At 74.0% G+C, this 18,405-nt stretch carries 14 protein-coding genes, 1 pseudogene and 1 riboswitch; of the genes and pseudogenes, 11 read left to right on the forward strand and 4 right to left on the reverse strand.

The window, feature by feature from the left end:
- The first annotated feature begins 317 nt into the window (after positions 1 to 317).
- Entirely contained in the window at positions 318 to 731 is a 414-nt protein-coding gene (locus ACFPZJ_RS23160; protein WP_381024831.1) for a VOC family protein, read from the forward strand.
- A gap of 67 nt (positions 732 to 798) precedes the next feature.
- On the opposite strand, the gene ACFPZJ_RS23165 is transcribed toward ACFPZJ_RS23160, so the two are convergent.
- The 3 genes from ACFPZJ_RS23165 to ACFPZJ_RS23175 all read right to left on the reverse strand — a co-directional run bounded on the left by ACFPZJ_RS23165 (position 799) and on the right by ACFPZJ_RS23175 (position 4,462).
- Positions 799 to 2,061, reverse strand: coding sequence for a hypothetical protein (locus ACFPZJ_RS23165; protein WP_381024834.1), 1,263 nt, complete (start codon positions 2,059 to 2,061; stop codon positions 799 to 801).
- A gap of 463 nt (positions 2,062 to 2,524) precedes the next feature.
- Positions 2,525 to 3,652, reverse strand: coding sequence for an alpha/beta hydrolase (locus ACFPZJ_RS23170; RefSeq protein WP_381024836.1), 1,128 nt, complete (start codon positions 3,650 to 3,652; stop codon positions 2,525 to 2,527).
- Between the two features lie 78 nt (positions 3,653 to 3,730).
- On the reverse strand, positions 3,731 to 4,462 hold the full coding sequence (locus ACFPZJ_RS23175; protein ID WP_381024839.1) for a class II aldolase/adducin family protein: 732 nt from the start codon (positions 4,460 to 4,462) through the stop codon (positions 3,731 to 3,733).
- A 185-nt stretch (positions 4,463 to 4,647) separates the two neighbouring features.
- Here ACFPZJ_RS23175 and ACFPZJ_RS23180 point away from each other — a divergent pair, with 185 nt between their 5' ends.
- The 10 genes from ACFPZJ_RS23180 to cobI all read left to right on the forward strand — a co-directional run bounded on the left by ACFPZJ_RS23180 (position 4,648) and on the right by cobI (position 17,892).
- Positions 4,648 to 5,013: a GH25 family lysozyme gene (locus ACFPZJ_RS23180; protein ID WP_381025748.1), complete on the forward strand. Its 366-nt coding sequence runs from the start codon at positions 4,648 to 4,650 to the stop codon at positions 5,011 to 5,013.
- Between the two features lie 143 nt (positions 5,014 to 5,156).
- Positions 5,157 to 6,410: an inorganic phosphate transporter gene (locus ACFPZJ_RS23185; RefSeq protein ID WP_381024841.1), complete on the forward strand. Its 1,254-nt coding sequence runs from the start codon at positions 5,157 to 5,159 to the stop codon at positions 6,408 to 6,410.
- Positions 6,411 to 6,444: 34 nt separating this feature from the next.
- The gene (locus ACFPZJ_RS23190) at positions 6,445 to 6,666 is read left to right on the forward strand and encodes a hypothetical protein (protein ID WP_381024844.1); all 222 of its coding nucleotides are present in this window, start codon (positions 6,445 to 6,447) and stop codon (positions 6,664 to 6,666) included.
- 144 nt (positions 6,667 to 6,810) lie between these two features.
- A riboswitch (cobalamin riboswitch) is annotated at positions 6,811 to 6,949 on the forward strand.
- A gap of 101 nt (positions 6,950 to 7,050) precedes the next feature.
- Positions 7,051 to 8,049 (forward strand): cobalamin biosynthesis protein, encoded by a 999-nt coding sequence (locus ACFPZJ_RS23195; protein ID WP_381024846.1) that lies wholly within the window; start codon positions 7,051 to 7,053, stop codon positions 8,047 to 8,049.
- The gene (locus ACFPZJ_RS23200; RefSeq protein WP_381024849.1) at positions 8,046 to 9,554 is read left to right on the forward strand and encodes a cobyric acid synthase; all 1,509 of its coding nucleotides are present in this window, start codon (positions 8,046 to 8,048) and stop codon (positions 9,552 to 9,554) included. The genes ACFPZJ_RS23195 and ACFPZJ_RS23200 overlap by 4 nt, the downstream gene beginning before the upstream one ends.
- Entirely contained in the window at positions 9,551 to 13,219 is a 3,669-nt protein-coding gene (gene cobN / locus ACFPZJ_RS23205; RefSeq protein WP_381024851.1) for a cobaltochelatase subunit CobN, read from the forward strand. The genes ACFPZJ_RS23200 and cobN overlap by 4 nt, the downstream gene beginning before the upstream one ends.
- Positions 13,216 to 15,222, forward strand: coding sequence for a putative cobaltochelatase (locus ACFPZJ_RS23210; protein ID WP_381024853.1), 2,007 nt, complete (start codon positions 13,216 to 13,218; stop codon positions 15,220 to 15,222). Before cobN ends, ACFPZJ_RS23210 begins: the two co-directional genes overlap by 4 nt.
- Positions 15,222 to 15,821, forward strand: coding sequence for a cob(I)yrinic acid a,c-diamide adenosyltransferase (gene cobO / locus ACFPZJ_RS23215; RefSeq protein ID WP_381024855.1), 600 nt, complete (start codon positions 15,222 to 15,224; stop codon positions 15,819 to 15,821). Before ACFPZJ_RS23210 ends, cobO begins: the two co-directional genes overlap by 1 nt.
- The gene (locus ACFPZJ_RS23220; RefSeq protein WP_381024858.1) at positions 15,815 to 17,164 is read left to right on the forward strand and encodes a cobyrinate a,c-diamide synthase; all 1,350 of its coding nucleotides are present in this window, start codon (positions 15,815 to 15,817) and stop codon (positions 17,162 to 17,164) included. Before cobO ends, ACFPZJ_RS23220 begins: the two co-directional genes overlap by 7 nt.
- The gene (cobI, locus tag ACFPZJ_RS23225; RefSeq protein WP_381024861.1) at positions 17,161 to 17,892 is read left to right on the forward strand and encodes a precorrin-2 C(20)-methyltransferase; all 732 of its coding nucleotides are present in this window, start codon (positions 17,161 to 17,163) and stop codon (positions 17,890 to 17,892) included. The genes ACFPZJ_RS23220 and cobI overlap by 4 nt, the downstream gene beginning before the upstream one ends.
- Before the next feature lie 169 nt (positions 17,893 to 18,061).
- Here the strand turns inward: cobI and ACFPZJ_RS23230 are convergent.
- Positions 18,062 to 18,403 (reverse strand): annotated as a pseudogene (locus tag ACFPZJ_RS23230) (hypothetical protein); the annotation flags it as partial.
- Positions 18,404 to 18,405 lie beyond the last annotated feature (2 nt).

Raw genomic sequence — 18,405 nt, forward strand, 5'->3', positions numbered from 1 at the left:
GGGTTGGCGGCTGAGGACGTTCCCGCCGTCTAATGCGCGAGGAGAATGGCCATGAAGCCAGTCTAGCGGGGCCCTGCAACCACTTTTTCTGCGTTCGGGTGTTCGGGCGGGGTGTCCGGGCCGTTCGCCGCCGAGCGCCCCATGTGACGTGCCCCACGCCGGTACGGCGCGGACGGTCCGGGGGCCGTCGTCGGTGGCCGGTGCGAGACTGGGCTGCGGGCCGGGGTACGGCTGTTCTCCGGCGGTCCCGGGCCGCGAATCCGGCTGAGAGTCCGGGCAGTGATTTCGTGCGGCGAGTCACAAGGGAGTGAGTCGGCATGGCAGGTACGGGCGGTGGGCGTCCGAGCATCTACCCCACGCTGCTGTACGCGGACGCGAAGGCGGCGATCCGGCAGCTGACGGAGGCCCTCGGCTTCACGGAGCTGTCGGTGTACGAGGGCGAGGACGGAAAGGTGCTGCACGCGGAGCTGACGCAGGGCAACGGCGCGGTGATGATCGGCTCCAAGGGCCGCGGCGGCGTGTTCGACACGGCGATGAAGGACGCGGGCCCCGGCGGGGTGTACGTCGTCGTGGACGACGTCGACGCACACCACCGACGCGCCCTGGAGCACGGCGTGGAGATCCTGATGCCCCCGACGGACCAGGACTACGGCTCGCGGGACTACATGGCCCGCGACCTGGAGGGCAACGTCTGGAGCTTCGGCACGTACGCCCCCGAGACGGCGGGCTGACAGCGCGGCAGGGGTGGCGGGGGCCCGGTCAGGCCACGGGTCTGCGGCGTGACGCACGCGACGGGTCCTAGCTGCCGCCGGTGTGGACCTGGAACGCGGCGCGGCGCACGGCCTTGGCCAGGGCCGGGTCGGGGTGGGCCGCGGCGAGTGCGACCAGGACCTGCACGGTGCGCGGGTGCCCGACGGCGCGCACCTCGTCGAGGAGCGCGGGGACGGTCGGCTGCACCGCGGACTCCAGGTGCCGCACGAGCATGGAGGACTCGCCGTGGTCGGCGACGGCGGCCGCGGTGTCCACCCACAGCCACGTGGCCTCCTCGCGGGTGAGCACCTCGTGGGCGTCCTCCGGGTCGATGCCGTCGTGCTCGGCCAGCCACAGCAGGGCGTACGGCCTGAGCGTCGGCTCGTCCAGCACGGCCCGCACGTCGGGCTCAGCGGGGGCGCCGACCACGCGCAGCGCCTCGAAGGCGAGGCCGCGCAGCAGGGCGTCCTCGCCCCGGGCCGCCTCCAGCAGTTCGGTGACGGCGCTGCCGACGGGGCGGGCGGCGAGCCAGGCGCGGTACTCGGCGCGGGCCGCGTTGGGGCGGAGCTGGGCGCAGCCGCGCAGCATGTCCTCGGCGGACTGCTCGATGTTCCCGGCGGGGCTCTGGGCGGCGACGCAGATCTGCTCCAGCTTCACCCACACGGCCCAGCTGCCGAGCGGGGTGAGCGTGGCCTGTCCGTGGCCGTAGGTGAGGGCGCCGACGGAGGCCAGGGCGCGCAGGGCCCAGTCGAGGAGCGGGGCGAGGGGCGCGTCGGGCGCCGCGGGTCCGGCGGGTCGGGGCCGGGCCGGCTCGGGCTGCGGGCCGTAGACGACCTCGCAGCGCTCGGTGCGCAGTTCGGTGACCCGCTGCTGGAGGAGGTCGAGGAGCTGTTCCACGGGCACGGGCCCGGCGGACAGTTGGAGGAAGGAGAGCACCTGCGGCATGGCCGAGACGACCTCGGCGACGGCGGCCGGCTCGTGGTCCTCGGGCTCGGGGTAGGCGAGCGACCAGGCGTCGAAGAGGGCGACCCAGCCGCGCAGCACGGCGCTGTCGTCACGGTTCCAGGCGCGCAGCCGCCAGCCGGGGCGGGCGTTGTCGCCGTGCACCTCGACGAGGCCCGCGAGGCGGGCGGTGTCCCAGTCGGCCCGGACCTGAGCCGGGCTCAGGCCCAGTTCGCGCGCCGCCCGTTCGGCGGTCGCGTCGGAGAGGGTGGCCTTGCCGTCGGCGGTCGCACCCTCGCGGCCGGGGCCGAGGGCGGAGTCGGCCCAGCGGGCGACGCGGGCCGCGCCGGCCAGACCGGAGCGTGCCATTCTGGCCAGCTCCGCCGGTGCCGGAGTGCCCTCCGGGGGGCGCGGTGCGGGGCGGCGAGGGCGCCGCTGGTTCACTGCTCTGGGGGCGGCGGCCAGGGGTCGCGGGCGGACGAGTCGAAGCCTGGAGTCGCGCGGGATACGGGACGTCACGGGGGCAGTCTTCCGGTTGACGGTCCGAAAACCCAAACGGAATGTCACGGCGGGCGACGGGGATGGCCAACGCACGAGGCCCCGAGGGCGGCGCCGGGCCGAGATCAGGCCAGTGGTACGACGCTAAACGGAATCCCCGCGACCGGGTGACGGGCAGGAACGGCGCCGCGGTCACCCACCGCGGAGGACCGTCACATCGACGCGTCCGTCAACGCGGTCACATCGACGTGTCCGGTCAACGCCGCCACATCGACGTGCCGGTCAACGCCGTCCCAGCAACGGCGTCCCGTCCACGCCGTCCCATCGACCGCCCTCACATCAACGGCGTCAGGAACCGCCGCATCGCCTCTTCGTACCGCTGCGGGTCGGCGTTCCACATGGCGCCGTGGGGTGCGTGGTCGACCCTGTGGAGGGCGACCAGGTCGGGGCGGGCCTCGGCGAGTCGTCGGGAGAGCTGCCAGGGCGCCACCTCGTCTCCGGGGCCGTGGAAGACCAGGGCGGGGACCCGGAGCCGGTCGAGGCGGCCGAGGCCGGCGCGGCGGTCGCCGTACAGGCCCGTGCGTCCCTGCGCGGCACGTACGGCCAGCGGCAGCAGCGCGCCGGGGGTACGGCGGGCCGCGGCGAGGGCGCGCAGGGTCGTCTCCCAGCTGAGGACCGGGGAGTCCAGCAGGAGTCCGGAGACGCGCTCGCGCAGTCCCGCGTGCTCGGCGGCGCGCAGGGCCATGGTCGCTCCGGTGGACCAGCCGTGCAGGACGATCTGCCGGGCGCCGTTCCGCACGGCGTAGCGGATCGCCGCGTCGAGGTCGCGCCACTCGGTCTCGCCGAGGTGCCCCAGCCCGTCCGGCGAGCGGGGCGCGCCGAGGTCGCCGCGGTAGGCGAGGGCGAGCACCGGGAAGCGGTGGCGGTGCAGGAAGTCCATGACGTTCAGGGCGAGTTCCCGGGTGGCGCCCAGGCCGTGCACCGCGATCACCCAGGTGTCCCGGGCGCCGGGGACGAACCAGGCGGGGAGGGAGCCGAGTTCGCCGGGGATGTCGACGTCGGCGTGGTCGAGGCCGAGGGCCGTGCCCGGGTCGCCGACGTGCACGTTCGAGGTGAACCAGACCCGGTCACCGGGCTCCAGGGTGCCGTGCGTGACGCGTTCCAGGCGGCGTACGACGGTGTCGGCGCTGTGCGGGGCGGCGTTCAGGACGGGGCCGACGACCGCGTGGGAGCCGTCGCCGGCGAGGCCGTACCGGCCGGGCCGCAGGGCGGCCAGATCGCGGGTGAGGCTGACCCGGCCCGCCGCGGTGCCGTGCACGGTGAGCCGGGGCTCGGTGGGCAGGGGCCTACCCGGAGGCGCCTTGAGGGCGGCGTCGCTGGCGAGTCGGCCGGCGGCCACCGCTGCGGCGCCGGCGACGGTCACGGCGGTGACGGCGGCAGCCGTCGCTTTGACAGTGCGCACCCGTCCAGTGTCCTGGTGCTGTCCGCGCCCGGCCAGTGGGCGGAGGGCTCGGTCGGGAGCGGGGGCGCACCCCCGGCGTCAGCCCCGCTGCCCGTACCCGCGCAGCTTCTCCGCCACCTCCGCCAGCTGCTCCTCCGACAGCAGGCTCGGCGTCCGGCCCGGCAGCGACGACGCGGTCAGCCACAGGCGGCACATCCACTCCAGCTGTGCGGTGCGGTCGTAGGCCTGGTCGAGGGTGGCGCCGTGGGTGATGGTGCCGTGGTTCTGCAGGAGGCAGCCGGAGCGGCCGTCGAGGGCGCGCAGCATGTTCTCGGCCAACTCGTCGCTGCCGTACGTCGCGTACGGGGCGACCCGCACCGGTCCGCCGAGCGCTGCGGCCATGTAGTGGATCAGCGGGAGCTCCTGCACCAGCGTCGAGACGGCCGTCGCGTGCACGGCGTGGGTGTGGACGACGGCGTGGGCGCCCGTGGTGCGGTAGACGGCGAGGTGCATGGGGAGCTCGCTGGTCGGGACGAGGCTGCCCAGCACCTGCCGGCCGTCGAGGTCGACGCCGGTGACGTCGTCCGGCGTGAGCCGGTCGTACGGCACGCCCGAGGGCGTGACCAGCACCGTCTCGCCGACGCGTACGGAGACGTTGCCGGAGGTGCCGACGACGAGCTGCTCGGAGACGGTCCGGCGGGCCGTCGCGACGAGGTCCGCCCAGGCCCGCGCCTCCTCGGCGCGCGCACTCCTGCGCCGCGGTTCCTCCGCGGCCCGTGCGCCGTCCCGGACGTCCCCCGCGTCCCGCTGGTCCCACCGCTGCTCAGCCATGCGGCGATCCTGCCAGGCAGGGCGTCGACGCGCCGCCGGGTCGGGGCACTTCAGGCCGGAAGCCGGGCCTGCGATGAACGTCGACGGGAAGCACGCCCGGGCGACGGGCGCCAGGTTCGTCTGCGTCAAGGCGACCGGCCCCCTTCGTACACAACGGCGGCGGCTGGACCGCGGACGGCTGGACGCTGCCGCCCGCGCTCGACATCGAGTACGACCCGTACGACAAGAGGCACGAGTGCCACGGCCTGAGCAAGGCGCGAATGCTCGACTGGATCAAGTCGTTCAGCGACGAGGTCAGGCGGCTCACCGGCCGACGGCCGGTCATCTGCACGACCACCCACTCGCGGAACCTGTGCACGGCGGCAGCCGCGCCTTCGGCTCCCACCACGCCCTTCGGCTCGCCCGCCATGACGCGTCGGCCCGGGGCGCTGCCAGCCGGCTGGTCGACCTGGACCCTGTGGCAGTACGGCAACGGCGGCACCCTTCCGGGTGACAAAAATCTCTTCAACGGGTCCCTCGATCGACTGAAGAAGTTCGCCCGGGGGGCGTAACCGGTGCGGCGCCAGGGCCGCGGTTCCGGGCGGAGCGGCGGCCCCCTCTTACAGACACTCCGAAGTCCACCCCAGTTCATCTTCCGTTCACCCTGGTTACCTACGTTCGTCCAGCCAATGACCTCGAACGATTGCCTGGGTAAATGGAAAGCTTCTCGCTGATCCTCGCGATTGTGGTGGTAACCGCACTCGCGTTCGATTTCACGAACGGTTTCCACGACACCGCGAACGCGATGGCCACGACCATTTCCACGGGCGCCATGAGGCCCAAGGTCGCCGTCGCCATGTCCGCCGTCCTCAACCTGGTCGGCGCTTTCCTGTCCGTGGAAGTCGCCAACACGATCTCCAAGGGTCTCGTCGACGAGGCCGGCATCCGTCCCGAGGTCATCTTCGCCGCACTGGTCGGCGCGATCCTCTGGAACCTGCTGACGTGGCTGGTCGGGCTCCCCTCCAGCTCCTCGCACGCCCTGATGGGCGGTCTGATCGGCGCCACCATCGCCTCGGCGGGCGTCGGAGCGGTCCACGGTGACGTCCTGGTCACCAAGGTGCTGATCCCGGCGGTCGCCGCCCCGCTGGTGGCGGGCCTCGCCGCGATGTTCGCGACCCGCCTGACGTACACGCTCGGCAAGAAGGCCGACGGCAAGGCGTCCGAGAAGGGTTACCGCGCCGGCCAGATCGCCTCCGCGGGCCTGGTCTCCCTGGCCCACGGCACCAACGACGCGCAGAAGACGATGGGCGTCATCACCCTGGCCCTGGTCGCCGGCGGCACCGTCGCCCCCGACTCCGACCCGCCCATGTGGGTCATCCTCTCCGCGGGCATCGCCATCGCCCTCGGCACCTACCTCGGCGGCTGGCGCATCATCCGCACGATGGGCAAGGGCCTGACCGACCTCCAGCCGCAGCAGGGCTTCGCCGCCCAGACCAGCGCCGCGACGGTCATCCTGGCCTCCTCCCACCTCGGTTTCTCCCTCTCCACCACGCACTCCGTCTCCGGCTCGGTGATGGGCGCGGGCCTGGGCCGCAAGGGCGGCGTCGTCCGCTGGTCGACGGCCACCCGGATGTTCGTCGCCTGGGGCCTGACCCTGCCGGCCGCCGCCCTGGTCGGCGCGCTCGCCGAGTACGTCACCGGCTTCGGCGACTGGGGCACCGCCCTGGTGGCCGTCTTCCTGGTCGCCTCCAGCGCCGCCATCTGGAAGATCTCCCGGCGTGAGGTCGTCGACCACACCAACGTCAACGACGTCGAGGAGGAGCCGGCCGGCGTGGTGACCGCGGCGATCGCCGCCGTGACGCCGCCTCCGGCGGGCACGGTGACCGAGGACCTCACGGCCACCATCCCGGCCGCCACGGCCTCCACCACCGCCGATCCGGCGTCCCCGCCGGCCACGACCACCGTCTGAGCCCGCGCACCCGGGTACGTAAGGAAGTAGCAGCATGAAGATCGACTGGGCGGCCCTCGGCTCCGTCTTCGGTGTCAGCCTCGTGGTCACCGTGGCGCTGGTGGGCCTGTTCACCCTCGGCATCACAGGACTGTCCCGCCGGGAGCGGGCGTCCGCGCAGGGTGGTTCCGCGACGCTCGCGGTCACCGGGGCGTACGCGTGCTTCGCGGCGTGCGCGGCGGCCGTGGCGTACGGGATCTACCTGATCGTGGCCTGACCGGCAGCAGCGGTACAGCGGGGTGCGGGACGGATCGCCGTCCCGCACCCCGCTGTCGTGCGCGGCGCTCGCCGTGATATCCCCGACCGCCCGCGTGTGGGCCTGAGCACACTCCTTAGCCGCAGGTCAACGGCAAGTTGACGGCTGTTCGTGGGCCGTGGTGGACTTCCGGAGCCAGTACGGCGGCAGGAGAGGAAGCCGGTGAAAGTCCGGCGCGGTCCCGCCACTGTCACCGGGGCGAGGAGCCCCGGGAGCCAGGAACTCTCACCGCCGGTCTCGTCGAACCAGGGCGTGGACACCCTGAGTGAGGACATGTCGCGATGCTCGGCTGCCGTTTGAGGTCCCGTACCCCTTCTCTGCCCGGCCCCTCGGTCGGCTGAGCCCATGGGTGCCGATCGCGTCTTCGCGTACGGCGCCGCCGCCGGTCTCCTCGGTGACCTGCTCCTCGGCGATCCGCGCCGCGGGCATCCGGTCGCCGCGTTCGGGCGGGCCGCGGCTGCCGTGGAACGGGCGTTGTGGCGGGACCACCGCGGGTGGGGCGCGCTGCACACCGCCGTCTGCGTCGGCGGGGCCGTCGCCCTCGGCGGGTTGGCGCAACGGGCCGTACGCCGCTCCCCCGCCGTCTCCGTCGCCCTGACCGCCGCCGCCACCTGGTCGGTCGTCGGCGGGACGTCGCTCGCGCGGGAGGCCCGCACCATCGGGCGGGCCCTGGAGGCCGGTGACGTCGAGGCCGCCCGGGCCCGGCTGCCGCATCTGTGCGGGCGGGACCCGCAGGCCCTGGACGCCGACGGGATCGCCCGGGCCGTGGTCGAGTCCGTCGCCGAGAACACCTCCGACGCGGTCGTGGGCGCGCTGGTGTGGGGGGCTGTCGCGGGAGTGCCCGGCCTGCTCGGCTTCCGGGCCGTCAACACACTGGACGCCATGGTCGGGCACAAGTCGCCCCGGTACCGCCGCTACGGGTGGGCCTCCGCGCGGCTCGACGACCTCGCGGGGTGGCCGGGAGCACGCCTGACCGCCGTCCTCGCCACCGTCACCGGGCCGGACCCACGGGGCGCGGTGCGGGCCTGGCGGGCCGACGCGGGCAGGCATCCCAGCCCCAACGCAGGGCCCGTGGAGGCGTCCTTCGCGGGCGCGCTCGGGGTGCGGCTCGGCGGGACGCTGTCGTACGGCGGGCGGGTCGAGCACCGGCCCGTGCTCAACGCGGACGGACGGGCCGTGACCGTGGCCGACATCGAGCGGGCCGTACGGCTCTCCCGGCGCGTCGGCTGGCTCGCGCTCGGCGCGGGTGCCGCCGCCCGGCTCCTCGCCACATCGGCGACCAAGGCGCCGAAGGCGGCCAAGGCTGCGGCAAAGGCCCGCAGGGGGAAGGGGAGTACGTCATGACCGGTGGTCTTCTCGTCGCGGGCACCACCTCCGACGCCGGCAAGAGCGTCGTCACCGCGGGGATCTGCCGCTGGCTGGTGCGGCAGGGGGTCAAGGTCGCGCCCTTCAAGGCGCAGAACATGTCCCTCAACTCGTTCGTGACGCGTGAGGGCGCCGAGATCGGGCGGGCGCAGGCCATGCAGGCGCAGGCCTGCCGTGTCGAGCCGACCGCGCTGATGAATCCCGTGCTGCTCAAGCCGGGCGGCGAGCAGAGCAGCCAGGTCGTGCTGCTGGGCAAGCCGGTGGGCGAGTTGAGCGCGCGGGGCTATCACGGGGGGCGGCAGCAGGCGCTGCTCGGGACCGTGCTGGACTGTCTCGCCCAGTTGCGGGGCACGTATGACGCGGTGATCTGTGAGGGGGCCGGTTCGCCCGCCGAGATCAATCTGCGGCGGACGGACATCGTCAACATGGGGATCGCGCGCAACGCGCGGCTGCCCGTGCTCGTCGTCGGTGACATCGACCGGGGCGGGGTCTTCGCGTCCTTCTTCGGCACCGTCGCGCTGCTCTCCCACGAGGACCAGGAGTGCGTCGCGGGGTTCCTCGTCAACAAGTTCCGCGGTGATGTGTCGCTGCTGGAGCCCGGGCTGGAGATGCTCCACGGGCTCACCGGGCGGCGGACGTACGGTGTGCTGCCCTTCCGGCACGGGCTCGGCATCGACGAGGAGGACGGGCTGCGGGTGTCGCTGCGCGGCGCCGTACGGGAGTCCGCAGTCGCGCCGCCCGTCGGTGAAGACGTGCTGCGGGTCGCCGTGTGCGCCGTCCCGCTCATGTCCAACTTCACGGACGTGGACGCGCTCGCCGCCGAACCGGGCGTGGTGGTGCGGTTCGTGGACCGCCCGGAGGAGCTGGCGGACGCCGACCTGGTCGTGGTCCCCGGCACCCGCGGCACCGTGCGGGCGCTGGAGTGGCTGCGGGCGCGCGGGCTGGCGGACGCCCTGGTGCGCAGGGCCGCCGAGGGACGGCCGGTCCTCGGCATCTGCGGCGGCTTCCAGATCCTCGGCGAGCACATCGAGGACGACGTGGAGAGCCGCCGGGGCCACGTGGACGGCCTCGGGGTGCTGCCCGTGCGGGTGCGGTTCGCGCGGGAGAAGACCCTCACGCGTCCGTCCGGCGAAGCCCTCGGACAGCCCGTCGAGGGGTACGAGATCCATCACGGTGTCGCCGACGTGCTGGGTGGGGAACCCTTCCTGGACGGCTGCCGGGTCGGCCAGACCTGGGGCACGCACTGGCACGGCTCACTGGAGTCGGACGCGTTCCGGCGCGCTTTCCTGCGCGAGGTGGCGGCCGCCGCGGGCCGCCGCTTCGTGCCGGCGCCGGACACCTCGTTCGCCGCGCTGCGCGAGGAGCAGCTCGACCGGCTCGGCGACCTGATCGAACAGCACGCGGACACGGACGCGCTCTGGCGGCTCATCGAGTCGGGCGCGCCGCAAGGACTGCCCTTCATTCCACCGGGAGCGCCCGCATGAGCACTGTGTTGTTGTTGTCGACCGCCGACACGGACCTGCTGGCGGCCCGGGCCTCCGGCGCCCCCTACCGGATCGGCAACCCGACCCGGGTGGACGTCGCCGAGGAGCTCCCCGGGCTGATCCAGGGCGCGGACGTCGCCGTCGTACGGCTGCTGGGCGGCAAGCGGGCCTGGGAGGACGGGCTGGCCGCGCTGAGGGCCTCCGGTATCCCGACCGTGCTGCTCGGCGGTGAGGCCGTGCCGGACGCGGAGCTGATGGCCGAGTCGTCCGTGCCGGCCGGTGTGGTGGCCGAGGCGCTGAAGTACCTCGTGGAGGGCGGTCCCGCCAACCTCACCGAACTCGCGCGGTTCCTGTCCGACACCGTGCTGCTGACCGGTGAGGGCTTCGCCGCGCCGCAGCGGATGCCCGCCTACGGGGTGCACGGCGAGCGTGCGTGCGTGGACGGCCGCCCGACCGTCGGCGTGCTCTTCTACCGCGCCCACGAACTGAGCGGGAACACCGCCTTCGTGGACACCCTGTGCGACGCGATCGAGGCCCAGGGCGCCAACGCCCTGCCCGTTTTTTGCGGTTCGCTGCGCGGCGCCGACGCCGGGCTGTACGAGCTCCTGGGCCGGGCCGACGCCCTGATCGCGACCGTGCTCGCGGCCGGCGGCACGCACGCCTCGCAGGCGTCGGCGGGCGGCGACGAGGAGTCCTGGGACATCGGCCGGCTCGCCGAGCTGAACGTGCCCGTGCTGCAGGGGCTGTGCCTGACGTCCTCCCGTGCGGCCTGGGAGGAGTCGGACGCCGCGCTGTCCCCCATGGACGCGGCGATGCAGGTCGCGATCCCGGAGTTCGACGGGCGGCTGGTCACCGTCCCGTTCTCCTTCAAGGAGCAGGGCCCGGACGACGTGCCCGTGTACGTCGCCGACCCCGAGCGGGCCGGGCGTGTCGCGGGGATCGCCGTACGGCACGCGCGGCTCAGGCACAAGCCGAACGCGGAGAAGAGGCTCGCGCTCGTCTTCACCGCGTATCCGACGAAGCACTCCCGGGTCGGCAACGCGGTGGGGCTCGACACGCCCGCCTCGGCCGTGCGGGTCCTGGACGCACTGCGGGACGCCGGATACGTCGTCGAGGGCTACCCGGACAACGGCGACGAGCTGATCCACCGCCTCATCGAGGCCGGCGGGCACGACGTCGAGTGGCTGACGGAGGAGCAACTGGCCGCCGCGCCCGCGCGGGTGCCGCTGGCGGACTACCAGGCGTGGTTCGGCGAGCTCGACCCGGAGCTGCGGGCGGCCATGGTGCAGGCGTGGGGCGAGCCGCCGGGCTCCCTCTACGTCGACGGGGACGACATCGTGCTCGCCTCCCTGCGGTTCGGCAACGTCGTCGTGATGATCCAGCCGCCGCGCGGCTTCGGCGAGAACCCCATCGCGATCTACCACGACCCCGACATGCCGCCCTCGCACCACTACATGGCGGCCTACCGGTGGCTGGAGGCCGCGACGTCGCAGGGCGGCTTCGGCGCCGACGCGATCGTGCACATGGGCAAGCACGGCACGATGGAGTGGCTGCCGGGCAAGGGTCTGGGCCTGAGCGCCGGCTGCGCCCCGGACGCGGTGCTGGGCGACCTTCCGCTGGTCTACCCGTTCATCGTCAACGACCCCGGTGAGGGGACGCAGGCCAAGCGCCGCGGCCACGCCACCGTCGTCGACCACCTGGTGCCGCCGATGGCCCGCGCCGACACCTACGGCGACCTGGCCAAGCTGGAGCAGCTGCTCGACGAGTACGCGCTCGTCTCCGACCTCGACCCGGGCAAGGCCCCGGCGGTCCGCGCGCAGATCTGGACCCTCGTCAAGGCGGCCGAGCTCCACCACGACCTGCACGTGGACGAGCAGCCGGACGACGACGAGTTCGACGAGTTCGTCATGCACATCGACGGCTATCTGTGCGAGATCAAGGATGTGCAGATCCGCGACGGCCTGCACATCCTGGGCGGCGGCCCGGTCGGCGAGCCGCGCGTCAACCTGGTGCTGGCCGTGCTGCGCGCCTCCCAGGTGTGGGGCGGGCGGGCCAACGCGCTGCCGGGGCTCAGGGCGTGTCTCGCCGAGCATTTCGGTCTGGTGGAGAAGGAGTTGCTGGCCGAGCCCGGCGCGCCGGTGAAGGTACCGGTGGAGCTGACGGACCTGGTCGCGGGACCGTCCCGTACGGCGGCCGACGCCGTCGATCTGCTGGAGCAGCTGTGCCGGCGCCTCGCGGAGGGGATGGAGTCCCGCGGCTGGGCGGCTGCCGAATGCCCGGCGCTCGTCCGTGAGGTGCTCGGCACCGAACTCCCCGAGGCCGTCGCCGTCCTGGAGTTCGCCTGCACCGAGGTCGTGCCGCGCCTGGCCCGCACCACCGACGAGATCGGGCACATCCTCAGGGCCCTCGACGGCGGATACGTCCCGGCGGGCCCGTCGGGTTCGCCGACGCGCGGTCTGGTCAACGTCCTGCCGACGGGGCGCAACTTCTACTCCGTCGACCCCAAGGCCATCCCGTCCCGGCTGAGCTGGGAGGTCGGGCAGTCGCTGGCGGACTCGCTGGTGGCCCGTTACCTTCAGGACACCGGGGAGTACCCGAAGTCCGTCGGCCTGACGGTGTGGGGCACCTCCGCCATGCGCACCCAGGGCGACGACATCGCCGAGATCCTGGCGCTGCTGGGCTGCCGTCCCGTCTGGGACGACGCCTCGCGCCGGGTCACCGGCTTCGAGGTGCTCCCCCTGGCGGAGCTGGGCCGGCCCCGCATCGACGTCACCGTGCGCATCTCCGGCTTCTTCCGGGACGCCTTCCCGCACGTGGTGGGGCTGATCGACGACGCCGTACGGGCCGTCGCCGAGCTGGACGAGCCCGCCGAGTCCAACTACGTCAAGGCCCACGCCGACGAGGACACCGCGCAGCACGGCGACCGGCGGCGCGCCACGGCCCGCGTCTTCGGGTCCAAGCCGGGCGCGTACGGCGCCGGTCTGCTGCCGCTGATCGACGCCCGCAACTGGCGCTCGGACGCCGACCTGGCCGAGGTGTACGCCGTCTGGGGCGGCTACGCCTACGGGCGCGGTCTGGACGGGCGGGCGGCGCGCGGGGACATGGAGACCGCGTTCCGGCGGATCGCCGTCGCCGCGAAGAACGTCGACACCCGCGAGCACGACCTGGTCGACGCCGACGACTACTTCCAGTACCACGGCGGCATGGTCGCCATGGTGCGCCACCTGACAGGCGCGAACCCCGAGGCATACGTGGGCGACTCGGCGACCCCCGACCAGGTGAAGACGCGCACGCTGGGCGAGGAGACGCACCGCGTGTTCCGTGCCCGCGTGGTCAACCCGCGCTGGATGGCGGCGATGCGGCGGCACGGCTACAAGGGCGCGTTCGAGATGGCGGCGACCGTGGACTACCTGTTCGGGTACGACGCCACGGCCGGTGTCGTCGACGACTGGATGTACGAGAAACTCAGCGCGGAGTACGTCTTCGACCCGGAGAACCGGGACTTCATGAAGAAGTCCAACCCCTGGGCGCTGCGCGGCATCACCGAGCGGCTGCTGGAGGCCGCGGACCGCGGACTGTGGGCCGAGCCGGACGCGGACACGCTGGAGCGGCTGCGCGCCACCTACCTGGAGCTCGAAGGCGACTTGGAGGGTGACGAGAAGTGACCACCCCGTTTCCGTTCACGGCCGTCGTCGGCCAGGACGATCTGCGGCTCGCGCTGCTGCTGAACGCCGTGTCCCCGGCGGTCGGCGGCGTGCTGGTGCGCGGCGAGAAGGGCACCGCCAAGTCGACGGCCGTGCGCGCCCTGTCGGCGCTGCTGCCGCAGGTGGCCGTGGTGCCCGGCTGCCGTTTCTCCTGTGACCCAGCCGCACCGGACCCGGGCTGCCCCGACGGGCCGCACGAGCCGGGCCCGGGCGTCGAACGCCCCGCCCGGATGGTGGAGTTGCCGGTCGGCGCCTCCGAGGACCGGCTGGTCGGCGCGCTGGACATCGAGCGGGCGCTCGCCGAGGGCGTGAAGGCCTTCGAGCCGGGCCTGCTCGCCGACGCGCACCGCGGGATCCTGTACGTCGACGAGGTCAACCTCCTGCACGACCATCTGGTCGACCTGCTGCTGGACGCGGCGGCGATGGGCGCCTCGTACGTCGAGCGCGAGGGCGTGTCGGTGCGGCACGCCGCGCGTTTCCTGCTCGTCGGCACCATGAACCCCGAGGAGGGCGAGCTGCGGCCGCAGCTGCTCGACCGGTTCGGGCTCACCGTGGAGGTCGCGGCCTCGCGGGAACCGGACCAGCGGGTGGAGGTCGTCAGGCGGCGGCTGGCCTACGACGCCGACCCGGCCGGTTTCGCGGCGCGCTGGGCGCAGGAGGAGGCCGCCGTGAGGGGGCGGATCGCGGCGGCGCGGGAGCTGCTGCCGTCGGTGCGGCTGGGCGACGGAGCGCTGCGGCAAATCGCGGCGACCTGTGCGGCGTTCGAGGTGGACGGCATGCGCGCCGACATCGTGATGGCGCGGACCGCCACCGCGCTGGCCGCCTGGGCGGGAAGGACCGACGTGCTCGCCGAGGACGTGCGGCAGGCCGCGCTGCTCGCGCTGCCGCACCGCAGGCGGCGCAACCCCTTCGACGCGCCGGGGCTGGACGAGGACAAGCTCGACGAGACGCTCCAGGAGTTCTCGGACTGTGACGACGACGATCCGGACCCGGGGCCGGACGGGCCCGGTGGGGGCGGCGGGCCGTCGCCTTCGCAGGACCCGCAGGGCGGCGGTGACACGGGCGCGCGGCCCGAGGCCGGTGAGGGCGGTGAGCCGCAGGCGTCCGGTTCCGCGGACTCCTCGGAGCAGACGCCCGCACGCGCCGCCGAGCCCTTCCGCGCCAAGGTGCTGAGCGTGCCCGGCGTCGGCGAGGGCGCCGCCGGGCGGCGGTCGCGGGCGCGCACCGAGCAGGGGCGGACCACCGGGGCCCGGCGGGTGCGGGGCACGCTGACGAAGCTGCACCTGGCGGCGACGGTGCGCGCCGCCGCTCCGCACCAGCGGGCACGCGGCCGGTCCGGGCCGGGCCTGGTGGTGCGCCGGGACGACCTGCGGCAGGCCACCCGTGAGGGGCGCGAGGGGAACCTCGTGCTGTTCGTTGTGGACGCCTCCGGGTCGATGGCGGCCCGGCAGCGGATGAGCGCCGTGAAGGGGGCCGTGCTGTCGCTGCTGCTGGATGCCTACCAACGGCGCGACAAGGTGGGGCTGGTGACGTTCCGCGGTGCGGGCGCGGACGTCGCACTGCCGCCGACCTCGTCGGTGGACGCGGCGGCGGCCCGGCTGGAGGCGCTGCCGACGGGCGGGCGGACGCCGCTGGCCGCCGGGCTGCTGAGGGCGCACGACGTGCTGCGGGTGGAGCGGCTGCGGGACCCGGCGCGGCGGGCTCTGGTCGTGGTCGTCACCGACGGGCGGGCCACCGGTGGCCCGGAGCCCGTCGCGCAGGCCGCCCGAGCGGCGCGGCTGTTCGCGGCCGAGGGCGTGGCGTCGGTGGTCGTGGACTGCGAGTCGGGGCCGGTACGGCTGGGGCTCGCCGGGCAGCTCGCGGGTGAACTGGGCGGTACTGCCGTGACGTTGGACGAGCTGCGGGCCGACTCGATCGCCGGACTGGTGAGGGACGTGCAGGGGACTTCGAGGAGGGCGGCGTAATGCCGAAGGGACAGCCGAGTGTCGTACCGGACGACGGACTGACGACGCGTCAGCGGCGCAACCGGCCGCTCGTCGTCGTGCACACCGGCGTCGGCAAGGGCAAGTCCACCGCCGCCTTCGGACTCGCGCTGCGGGCCTGGAACCAGGGCTGGCCGATCGGGGTGTTCCAGTTCGTGAAGTCGGCCAAGTGGAAGGTCGGCGAGGAGCGGGCGCTGAAGGTGCTCGGCGACTCCGGCGAGGGCGGGACCGTCGCCTGGCACAAGATGGGCGAGGGCTGGTCCTGGGTGCAGCGCGATGCGCAGATGGACAACGAGGAGAAGGCCCGGGAGGGCTGGGAGCAGGTCAAGCGGGACCTGGCGAACGAGACGTACCGGCTGTACGTGCTCGACGAGTTCGCGTACCCGATGCACTGGGGGTGGATCGACACCGACGAGGTCGTGGACGTACTGCGCGACCGGCCGGGCACCCAGCACGTGGTGATCACCGGGCGCAACGCGCCGGAGAAGCTCGTCGGCTTCGCCGACCTCGTGACCGACATGTCCAAGGTCAAGCACCCCATGGACGTCGGGCAGAAGGGGCAGAGGGGCATCGAGTGGTGACGTCCGTGCCCCGGCTGGTCATCGCCGCGCCCTCCTCGGGCAGCGGCAAGACCACCGTCGCCACGGGTTTGATGGCCGCGTTGGCCGGGCGCGGGCTGTCCGTGTCCCCGCACAAGGTCGGCCCCGACTACATCGACCCCGGGTATCACGCGCTCGCCACCGGGCGCGTGGGGCGGAACCTCGACGCGTACCTGTGCGGGCCCGAGCTGATCGGTCCGCTGTTCGCGCGCGGGGCGCGCGGATGCGACATCGCGGTGGTCGAGGGCGTGATGGGCCTGTACGACGGGGCCGCCGGGGAGGGTGAACTGGCGTCCACCGCCCACGTGGCGAAGCTGCTGCGGGCGCCGGTCGTGCTGGTGGTGGACGCCTCGTCGCAGTCGCGGTCGGTGGCGGCGCTGGTGCACGGGTTCGCGTCCTGGGACCCGGAGGTGCGGGTCGGGGGCGTGATCCTCAACAAGGTCGGGTCGGACCGGCACGAGGAGTTGCTGCGCCAGGCGCTGGACGCGGCGGGGGTTCCGGTGCTGGGCGTGCTGCGGCGCGTCCGGCAGGTGGACACGCCGTCCCGGCATCTGGGGCTGGTGCCGGTCGCCGAGCGGCGGGCCGAGGCCGTGGAGGCGGTGGCGGCGATGGCCGCGCAGGTCTCCGAGGGGTGCGACCTGGACGGGCTGGTGGCGCTGGCGCGCAGCGCGGGGGCGTTGTCGTGCGCGGCCTGGGAACCACCGGCCGCCGCCACGGGCCCGCGTGAGGTCGTCGCCGTGGCCGGTGGATCCGCCTTCACCTTCTCCTACGCCGAGCACACCGAGCTGCTCACCGCCGCCGGCGCCGACGTCGTCCCCTTCGATCCGCTGCGGGACGAGCGGCTGCCGGACGGGACGCGCGGGCTGGTGATCGGGGGCGGTTTCCCGGAGGTGTACGCCGCCGAGCTGTCCGCCAACGAGCCGCTGCGCAAGGCCGTCGCCGACCTGGCGCTCAGCGGTGCTCCCGTCGCCGCCGAGTGCGCCGGGCTGCTGTATCTGTGCCGGGAGCTCGACGGGCAGCCGATGTGCGGGGTGCTCGACGCCACCGCGCGGATGACCGAGCGCCTCACCCTCGGCTACCGGGACGCCGTGGCCGTGAGCGACGGTGTGCTGGCGGCCGCCGGGACGCGGATGCGGGGGCACGAGTTCCACCGGACCGTCGTGGAACCGGGGGCCGGCACGGCGCCCGCCTGGGGTGTGCGTGCGCCCGAGCGACGGGTCGAAGGTTTCGTACAGCGCGGTGTGCACGCGAGTTATCTGCACACGCACTGGGCGTCCGAGCCCGGTGTCGCCCGTCGGTTCGTGGAGAGGTGCCGGACGTCATGAGCAGCAGGCTGGTCGGAGTCGGGGTCGGGCCCGGTGATCCGGAGCTGGTGACCGTCAAGGGCGTCAACGCCCTGCGGTCCGCCGATGTCGTCGTCGTCCCCGTGATGGACACCGGGGAGCGCGGGCGCGCCGAGGCGACCGTGCTGCACTACGTGCCCGGGGAGAAGGTCGTCCGGGTGGTCTTCGCGCTGAACGAGCGGACCGACCGGGCGCGCCGCGAGGCCGCCTGGGACGCAGCCGGTGAGCGGGTCGCCGAGCTGCTGCGGGCCCACGGCCGTGTCGCCTTCGCGACCATCGGCGACCCCAACGTGTACTCGACGTTCACCTATCTCGCGCAGACCGTCGCCGAACTGGTACCGGGAACCGTCGTGGAGACCGTGCCGGGCATCACCGCCATGCAGGACCTGGCGGCACGGTCCGGGGCCGTCCTCACCGAGGGGACCGAGCCGCTCACGCTCGTGCCCGTCACCGCGGGTTCGGCCGTGCTCAAGGACGCGCTGGCCGGCCCCGGGACCGTCGTCGCCTACAAGTTCGGGCGGCAGGCCCAGGAGGTCGCCGAGGCGCTGCGGCAGACCGGGCGGCTCGACGACGCCGTGTGGGGCTCGGCGCTCGGGCTGGAGGAGGAGTCCATCCGGCCGGCCGCCGACCTCGACGGCGCTCCCCTGCCGTACCTGTCGACGCTGATCGCGCCGGCGCGGCGCGACGGCGGGCGGGGCGGCAAACTGTGACCCCGTCCGTGTCGTTCGGCCACGCCCACCACCGGCCGGAGCAACACCGCTGCCGCGGAGGGGGACAGCAGCAGCGCGGAGAGGGCGGGGTGCGCCGGGGCGGCCGTCAGTCCCGCACCGCGCCGGGGCCGCCGCCGGCGGCCCCGGCGCGGTGCGCGGCCCTGGCGGTCCCCCCTGCTCGGGGGAGGTGGGCCGGCAGACGTCCCGCCAGAGGGGCCGGCAGGAAACCGGTGACGAACAGCAGCAGCGCGGCCGGGACACCTCGGATCTCCGTGCCGGTCGCCGCCGGCGCCTCCGGCAGCAGGCCCGGACCGGCCACGCCCCGCGTCGGCCCGCCCTCCCCAGGCTCTCGACTCCGCTCGCGCAGGGGGGCACCCCCCTGGCCCAGCACCGGACGACGGCGGTCGGTCACGCGCCGTGCCGTCCAGCCGCCGGCCGGCGTCACCAGGAAGGCGCCCAGCGCGACGGGGACCGCCGTGCGCGCCTCCCCGCGCCGCTCCTCGTCGGTGATCT

The organism is Streptomyces bullii (assembly GCF_042657145.1).
Lineage (GTDB): Bacteria > Actinomycetota > Actinomycetes > Streptomycetales > Streptomycetaceae > Streptomyces > Streptomyces bullii.